The organism is Variovorax defluvii, from assembly GCF_039541515.1.
Lineage (GTDB): Bacteria > Pseudomonadota > Gammaproteobacteria > Burkholderiales > Burkholderiaceae_C > Variovorax > Variovorax defluvii.
In genome coordinates, this window is record NZ_BAABGJ010000080.1 from 537,962 (window position 1) to 543,861 (window position 5,900).

7 protein-coding genes and 2 pseudogenes are annotated in these 5,900 nt (G+C 65.0%); 2 read left to right on the plus strand and 7 right to left on the minus strand.

Going from position 1 to position 5,900, the window contains the following annotated elements:
- Positions 1–536: 536 nt before the first annotated feature.
- From ABEA07_RS28705 to ABEA07_RS25380, 3 genes are all read right to left on the minus strand, one after another.
- Positions 537–716 (minus strand): CoA transferase, encoded by a 180-nt coding sequence (locus tag ABEA07_RS28705; protein WP_425584169.1) that lies wholly within the window; start codon positions 714–716, stop codon positions 537–539.
- A gap of 177 nt (positions 717–893) precedes the next feature.
- Positions 894–1,700: an alpha/beta fold hydrolase gene (locus tag ABEA07_RS25375; protein ID WP_345541357.1), complete on the minus strand. Its 807-nt coding sequence runs from the start codon at positions 1,698–1,700 to the stop codon at positions 894–896.
- 9 nt (positions 1,701–1,709) lie between these two features.
- Positions 1,710–2,741 carry a Bug family tripartite tricarboxylate transporter substrate binding protein gene (locus ABEA07_RS25380; protein ID WP_345541358.1) on the minus strand — a complete coding sequence of 344 codons (1,032 nt, stop codon included), beginning with the start codon at positions 2,739–2,741 and terminating at the stop codon, positions 1,710–1,712.
- 47 nt (positions 2,742–2,788) lie between these two features.
- On the opposite strand from ABEA07_RS25380, the gene ABEA07_RS25385 reads away from it, so the two are divergent.
- A complete protein-coding gene (locus tag ABEA07_RS25385; RefSeq protein ID WP_345541359.1) occupies positions 2,789–3,724 on the plus strand; it encodes a LysR family transcriptional regulator in 936 nt (311 codons plus the stop codon).
- Here ABEA07_RS25385 and ABEA07_RS25390 read toward each other — a convergent pair.
- Positions 3,721–4,026: pseudogene (locus ABEA07_RS25390) on the minus strand (hypothetical protein); the annotation flags it as partial. The gene ABEA07_RS25385 and the pseudogene ABEA07_RS25390 overlap by 4 nt on opposite strands.
- 43 nt (positions 4,027–4,069) lie before the next feature.
- Between ABEA07_RS25390 and ABEA07_RS25395 the strand changes: the two are divergent.
- Positions 4,070–4,513 carry a tripartite tricarboxylate transporter substrate-binding protein gene (locus ABEA07_RS25395; protein ID WP_345541361.1) on the plus strand — a complete coding sequence of 148 codons (444 nt, stop codon included), beginning with the start codon at positions 4,070–4,072 and terminating at the stop codon, positions 4,511–4,513.
- 54 nt (positions 4,514–4,567) lie between these two features.
- Here the strand turns inward: ABEA07_RS25395 and ABEA07_RS25400 are convergent, their stop codons facing one another.
- From ABEA07_RS25400 to ABEA07_RS25410, 3 genes and pseudogenes are all read right to left on the minus strand, one after another.
- On the minus strand, positions 4,568–5,173 hold the full coding sequence (locus ABEA07_RS25400) for a class I SAM-dependent methyltransferase (RefSeq protein WP_345541362.1): 606 nt from the start codon (positions 5,171–5,173) through the stop codon (positions 4,568–4,570).
- 17 nt (positions 5,174–5,190) lie between these two features.
- Positions 5,191–5,418, minus strand: a complete 228-nt coding sequence (locus ABEA07_RS25405) for a hypothetical protein (RefSeq protein WP_345541363.1) — start codon at positions 5,416–5,418, stop codon at positions 5,191–5,193.
- A gap of 26 nt (positions 5,419–5,444) precedes the next feature.
- Positions 5,445–5,900 (minus strand): annotated as a pseudogene (locus ABEA07_RS25410) (hypothetical protein); the annotation flags it as partial.

Sequence of the window (5,900 nt, forward strand, 5' to 3'; positions counted from 1 at the left end):
ACGTATGTTGCGGGTCTTCTCACACGTTGCGCCAGCTTACGCGCCGGGGGCTTCGCCAACTGCAGCAAGCCATAGCTTGCGACAGTCTCTGCGAAGCGCAGCGAGCCGTTGGTGGCCGAGCGCAGCGATGGCCCGACCCACTCCCCTCTGTGCGCGCCGAGGAGCGCAGCGGAACCGGCCCGCACGCCTGCCGAAGGACAGGCGTGCTTCGTGAACTGACTCGCCGCAGCTGTTTGAGCGCAGCGCCCGAAGGGCGCGTAGCGAGTTCTGCGGCGGGGCCGGTTGCGCGAGCACCGCAGGTTGCCCGTAGCGAAGCGGAGGGACGCGCACAGTGGGGTCGCCTTTCTTTGGTTACTTTCTTTGGCGAGACAAAGAAAGTAACTCGCCCGCCGGGGCGAATTCCCGGCTCCTGCGCCAACCAACGAGCAAGGCCAAACCAAAGCCCCAGGTGGCAAATTCACAGCTCCTGCGCCACCCACCAAGCAAGCCCAACACAAAGACCAGCAGCCTAGAAGCCCAAATAAAAGTGCCCTGAGTCAAGTCCCGTGACCTCGGCGCACCGAGATGGCCCTATCCTTCGGCACCACATCGCAATTCGCCGTAGCGGCCGATGTGCCGGGCCTGGTCGCCCGCGAGGGGGACTCGACCTTGATCACCTCGGCGCCCATTTCGGCCAGCACCATGGCCGCGCCGGGATCAGCGATGTACTGCCTCATGTGGACCACGCGCACGCCTGATCCAGCGCCTGATCGAGGGCGAACTCGAGTGCGTCTACGGAGCCGTCACGCCCGAGCTACTGGCCGTCGACATCGCGCATCCGCGCGGCTCTCGTACGTCGCGCCCGAGGGCTGCGCCCTCCCCACTGCCACTTCCGACATGGCCGCTCGCGTCAGCTACAGCGGATAAACCTGGCGCTCCAGAAAATCAAGCACCAGCGTGTTGTACTCCGTCGCCTTCTCGAAGTACGCCGAGTGCCCGGCATCGTGAATAACGGCCACAGCGCCATGAGACACCAGCTTCGCGGCCTCGTGCATCGCCGAGACTGGGACGATGGGGTCCTCGCTGCCGACCACGAACAGCGTCGGACACTCGACCTCGGCCAGTGCTCCCATGGGCAGCAGGACTTCTGGCTTCATCAGCTCAGCCAGAGCCTTGCCCCATTGGTCGGACTCGAGCTTGTACGCGCTCGGATTGAAATGGTTGATTTGCGCGTACAACCCCGCCTTCTCAGGCTGGTTCTCCAGGAACCAGGCGCCCAGCGAACGCTGCTCGACCGTGACGGCCTTCTGGGTGATCTGGCGGTCGCGAATCCGTTGCAACATCTCGGGATGGTCGATGGAAAGCGACGTGTCCGATGCCACGAAGCCCGCGACCAGATGTGGCTGCGCCAGCGCCAGGCGCAGTCCGATCATGCCCCCCAGCGACTGACCGATGATGGCGACCCGCTCGACCTTCTCGTGCGCCAGGAGCAGCTGCACGTCCTGAAGCAGCACGGGCCACTGGAATTCGGACAGCGGCGCTTCCGAGCGACCGAAGCAACGGATGTCCACCGTGATGCAGGTGTAGCGCGCGCTGAAGGCGGGAAGCTGTTGCCACCACGTGGCGGCGTTGGAGCCGGCCCCGTGCAGGAGGAGCACGGCCGGCCCGCTTCCCGTTCGCTCATAGTAGAGCGGGCGACCGTCAGAGAGGACGAAGGGCATGCCGGCGCCTCAATTGACTTTGAGATGGAGAGAACGCACGAGCTTTCCCCACCGCTCGGTGTCGGTCCGCACCAGTTGCGTGTACTGCTCGGGCGTGGTCGACAGCGTCGTTAGCCCCTCGAATTCCATTTGCTTGAGAAGTGCCGGATCGGCCAAGGCCGTGCGCATGGCAGCGTTGACCTTCTGAATGATGGACTTGGGTGTTCCCTTGGGAGCCGACAAGCCGACCCATGCACTCATCGTGAGGTCCTTGTAGCCCAGCTCAGCGAAGGTCGGCGCCGAGGCCACCTGCGGACTGCGCTGCGCACTCGATACGGCCAGCACCTTGAGCTTGCCGCTTTGCACGTGCGTCAGCGCCGCGTTCGACGGGATGATGGTGACGGACACCACGCCGCCGAGGACGTCCTGCAGTGCCGGAGCGCCGCCCTTGTAGGGCACATGTGTCAACTGGATGCCGGCAGCCCGCTGCAGCTGCTCCATGAGCAGGTGGCCTGTGCTACCTGCGCCGGAGCTCGCGTAGTCAATCTTTCCGGGCTCCTGTCTGGCCTTGGCGAGCAGGTCCTTGAAGCTCTCGATACTGGCGTCGCTTCGCACGACCAGCCACTGCGCGCCTTCACCGACGGCCCCGATGTGCTCGAAGCTGTTGACGATGTCGTAGGGGACGCTCTCGTAGAGGGTCTGGGAGATGGCGGTTTGCAGGCCCGTCATGGTCAGCGTGTAGCCGTCGGGCGCGGCGGTGGCACCGACCTGCGTGCCCACGATGTTGCCGGCACTGGCCCGGTTCTCGATGACCACCGGCTGCATCAGCGTCTGGGCCATGTGCTGGCCGAGCGGCCGAATGGTACGGTCATAAGGCCCGCCCGCTGGAGCTGGGACGATGATGCGAACCGGCTTCGTGGGCCAATCCGTCGCTTGGGCGTACCCCGAAGCAGTCGCTGCAAAAGCGAGCGCCGCGCAGGCAAGTTGAAAGGTCTTGAGCATTTGTCTCCTTGGGAAGGCCGGTTCATCGGCCCACTCCCGCATCTTCAACACTCCGCCCATCAGGCACAAATTAAAATCCCGTTCCTCCCATTAGTTTGGCTAATACATTGCAAGAGACTGCTTCTGCGCTGCTGAACCGCCTGCTGGCTCGCGGCAAGTTCCGTCATCTGCAGGTTCTGCTTCGGCTGGCCGAACTGGGCAGCATTCAAAAGACGGCGGATGCCATCGGACTGACTCAATCCGCGGTGACCCAGACCCTCGCGTACCTGGAAGACATGCTGGGCGCGCCACTCTTCGAGCGGCACGCGCGAGGTGTGCGTCCCACCGCGGCGGGGCGCGCATTGGTCCCCGTTGCCCGGCGGCTGATGCTGGGCATCTCCGACGGCGCCGAGGCGGTCGTGTCCGTCCGTGAACGCAGTGCAGGCGTTGTCCGTCTCATGGCTTCCGCGACTGCCACGCACGGCCTGCTGGCAGGCGCATTGCCCGAGTTCTGCCGGCGCTTTCCAGGTATCCAGATCCTGCTGCGGGAAGGAGAAGGCGAGGAGCAACTGCTCGCGATTGCGCGAGCGGAGGTGGACCTGGTCATATGCCGCCAGCCGGCCGTGCTCCCTGAAGGATGGGAATTCCACCCGCTGCGTGAAGACCGCTTCGCCATCGTCTGCAGGCCCGCCCACCCGTTGGCCGCCCGGCGCGCCGTCCGCTGGCCAGACATGGCGCGTGCCACCTGGATTTCTCTCCCGGCAGGGCTCGGGGCTCGCACCAAGCTCGACGCACTCTTCGAGCAGCACTTCAAGACCGCCCCCGCAACCTTCCCGGTTGTCACACAGTCACTGTCGGTCATCATGCAGTTGCTCCGCGCGTTCGACCTGCTCGCGGTACTGCCGCTCAACCTCGTGCGACCACAACTCGACTCGGGCGAACTCGTCGAGCTGAAGACCAGGGAGCGGATGCCGATGGACCCCATCGGCGTACTCCGCCCGGCACAACAAGGAGGCGAAGCAGCCGCCCGGCTCCTTGCGTACCTGAGGTCACTGTTGCTCTAGGCCGAAGCGGCTTCCGCATTCTCCAGCACGTACGCCGCCTCGACCTCGGGAATGTCGAGCGTGCGTCCAGGCGCTTCGGCACCCGACGCATGGGCTTCGAGCGCGTCGAGCAGGACACGCCGTCCTTCCACGAGCGCGCGATCCACGGGCCCCAGTTGCTCCTGAGACCTGTCATAGGCCCCCTGGCTCTCCAGGACGTAGTTGTCCTCCGCCAGCAGCGTCAGCGTGGGATGCGCCTCGGCATAACCTGAGAAGCTCTCGCCGCGCTCCATGCTCTCGCGGTCCTGGTGCCAGCGGTTCTCCGCCGAGCGAGCGGCCCCGCGCTTGAGGTTGTTGAAGAGATCGTTGCGGTCGCCCGTGCCCTACCGCGCGAGCAACGACTGCATGGTCGCGCTGCTGAGCGGGCAGCTGAGCTTCGCGATCGACACGCTGATCAGCATCACGCCCCAGGAGCGCAACGGCAAGGTGCGCCTGCTCGCGCTCGCCACCGGACAGCGCGCGAAGAACTGGCCCGATGTACCGACCACGAAGGAGTTGGGCTACGACGTGACCATCGAGAGCCCGGTCGGCATCGGCGGGCCGGCCGGCATGCCGGCGTCCGTGGTGCAGTCCTTGCAGGATGCCTTCCAGTTCGCGTCCGAGCAGGCGTCGTTCCGCAACGTGCTGGAACAGGGCGCGCTGCGGCCCTGGTACATGCCCGCGAACCGTTTCCGCGATTTCGCGGAACGGGCAGAACGTGAGCAGCGGGAACTGATGTCCAGGTACGGCTTCGCGAAAAAGCCCGGGTGAACGGGGCGGCGCATCCGGGCAGGTGCCGATGCCGCGGGTTGCCCCGCGCACGCCTCACTGCGCCGCGCACTCCAGCGAAAAAAGGGGCACGTCGGCCTGCCGGCTCAGCCACACGCCGCCACCCACCGCCTGGAAGTGCCGCGACAGGCCTTGCCTGTACATCTCGGCGCCGTGGCGGAAGATGCGCGGGTCCGTCAGATCCTCGTCCACGATGTCGCGCTCGTAGTCCTCGCGCGTCACGGCTTCCACGTAGAGGGCGCCCTGGCTCAGCTGGCCGAGGTTGCGCAGGGCGCGCTTGAGATCCTGCGGGTCAAGGTAGGGGAGCACGCCCTGGCAGATGACGAAGTCGAAGGGCTTGTCGGCCTGGTAGTCCACCACCGAGCCGCGTTCCCAGCCGTAGCGCCCGCACAGGTATTCGCTGAACTCCACGCCGTGGTAGCTGGCCTGGGGGAAATGCCGCGCCACGATGTCGCGCCACAGGCCTATGCCGCAGCCGACGTCGAGCACCTTGCTGACGGGCACGCGCAGGTATCGCAGGTAGGCGCAGACGAACTCGCCCAGGCGCTCCACGTGGTGAGGGTCCAGCACGCGGGTCTTCTTGTCGAAGTAGTAGCGCCGGTAATAGGCTTCGTCGAAGGTGGCGGCACCGGCTGATCGCATGGTCGGGGTCTCTTGCCCTAGTCGATCCACGGCCCGCCGAGCATCGCCTGCAGATAGGCGGCGACCTTGACCAGGTCCTCGTCGGACAAGGGGATGGGCGGCGCGTCGACCAGCCGCTCGGTGATCATGTGCAGCTTGGCCGCTGCGTTGGGCTGCTCGTGCAACAGCACCGCGATGGCGGTGGTCTGCGCGACGGCTCGCAGTTCGAGCGCGCGAAGCCGGGCGTTGATGTCTTCCATTTCCATTGCGTGCCTTCCACGGGGGCCGAGTCCTAGGAATGCCGATTCTGCATCCAGTCCGGGTGTGGGCCGGGCCTGGGCGCTTGGGCTCTTGGTTTTGGCCTTGCTTGTTGTTTGGCGCAGGAGACGGGAATTCGCCCCTTGGGCCCTTGTTTTTGCGTTGCTTGTTGGGGGGCGCAGGAGCCTTGAATTTGCCTCTTGGGCCTTTGTTTTGGCCTTGCTTGTTGTTTGGCGCAGGAGCCTTGAATTTGGCTCTTGGGCCTTTGTTTTGGCGTTGCTTGTTGTTTGGCGCAGGAGCCTTGAATTTGGCTCTTGGGCCTTTGTTTTGGCGTTGCTTGTTGTTTGGCGCAGGAGCCTTGAATTTGGCTCTTGGGCCTTTGTTTTGGCGTTGCTTGTTGTTTGGCGCAGGAGCCGGGAATTCGCCCCGGCGGGCGAGTTACTTTCTTTGTCTCGCCAAAGAAAGTAACCAAAGAAAGGCGACCCCACTG

Bases quoted from the DNA above. Each gene is read 5' to 3' on its own strand.
- ABEA07_RS28705 (WP_425584169.1), bottom strand. From the start codon at position 716: ATGAGGCAGTACATCGCTGATCCCGGCGCGGCCATGGTGCTGGCCGAA.
- ABEA07_RS25375 (WP_345541357.1), bottom strand. From the start codon at position 1,700: ATGCCCTTCGTCCTCTCTGACGGTCGCCCGCTCTACTATGAGCGAACG.
- ABEA07_RS25380 (WP_345541358.1), bottom strand. From the start codon at position 2,741: ATGGGCGGAGTGTTGAAGATGCGGGAGTGGGCCGATGAACCGGCCTTC.
- ABEA07_RS25400 (WP_345541362.1), bottom strand. From the start codon at position 5,173: ATGCGATCAGCCGGTGCCGCCACCTTCGACGAAGCCTATTACCGGCGC.
- ABEA07_RS25405 (WP_345541363.1), bottom strand. From the start codon at position 5,418: ATGGAAATGGAAGACATCAACGCCCGGCTTCGCGCGCTCGAACTGCGA.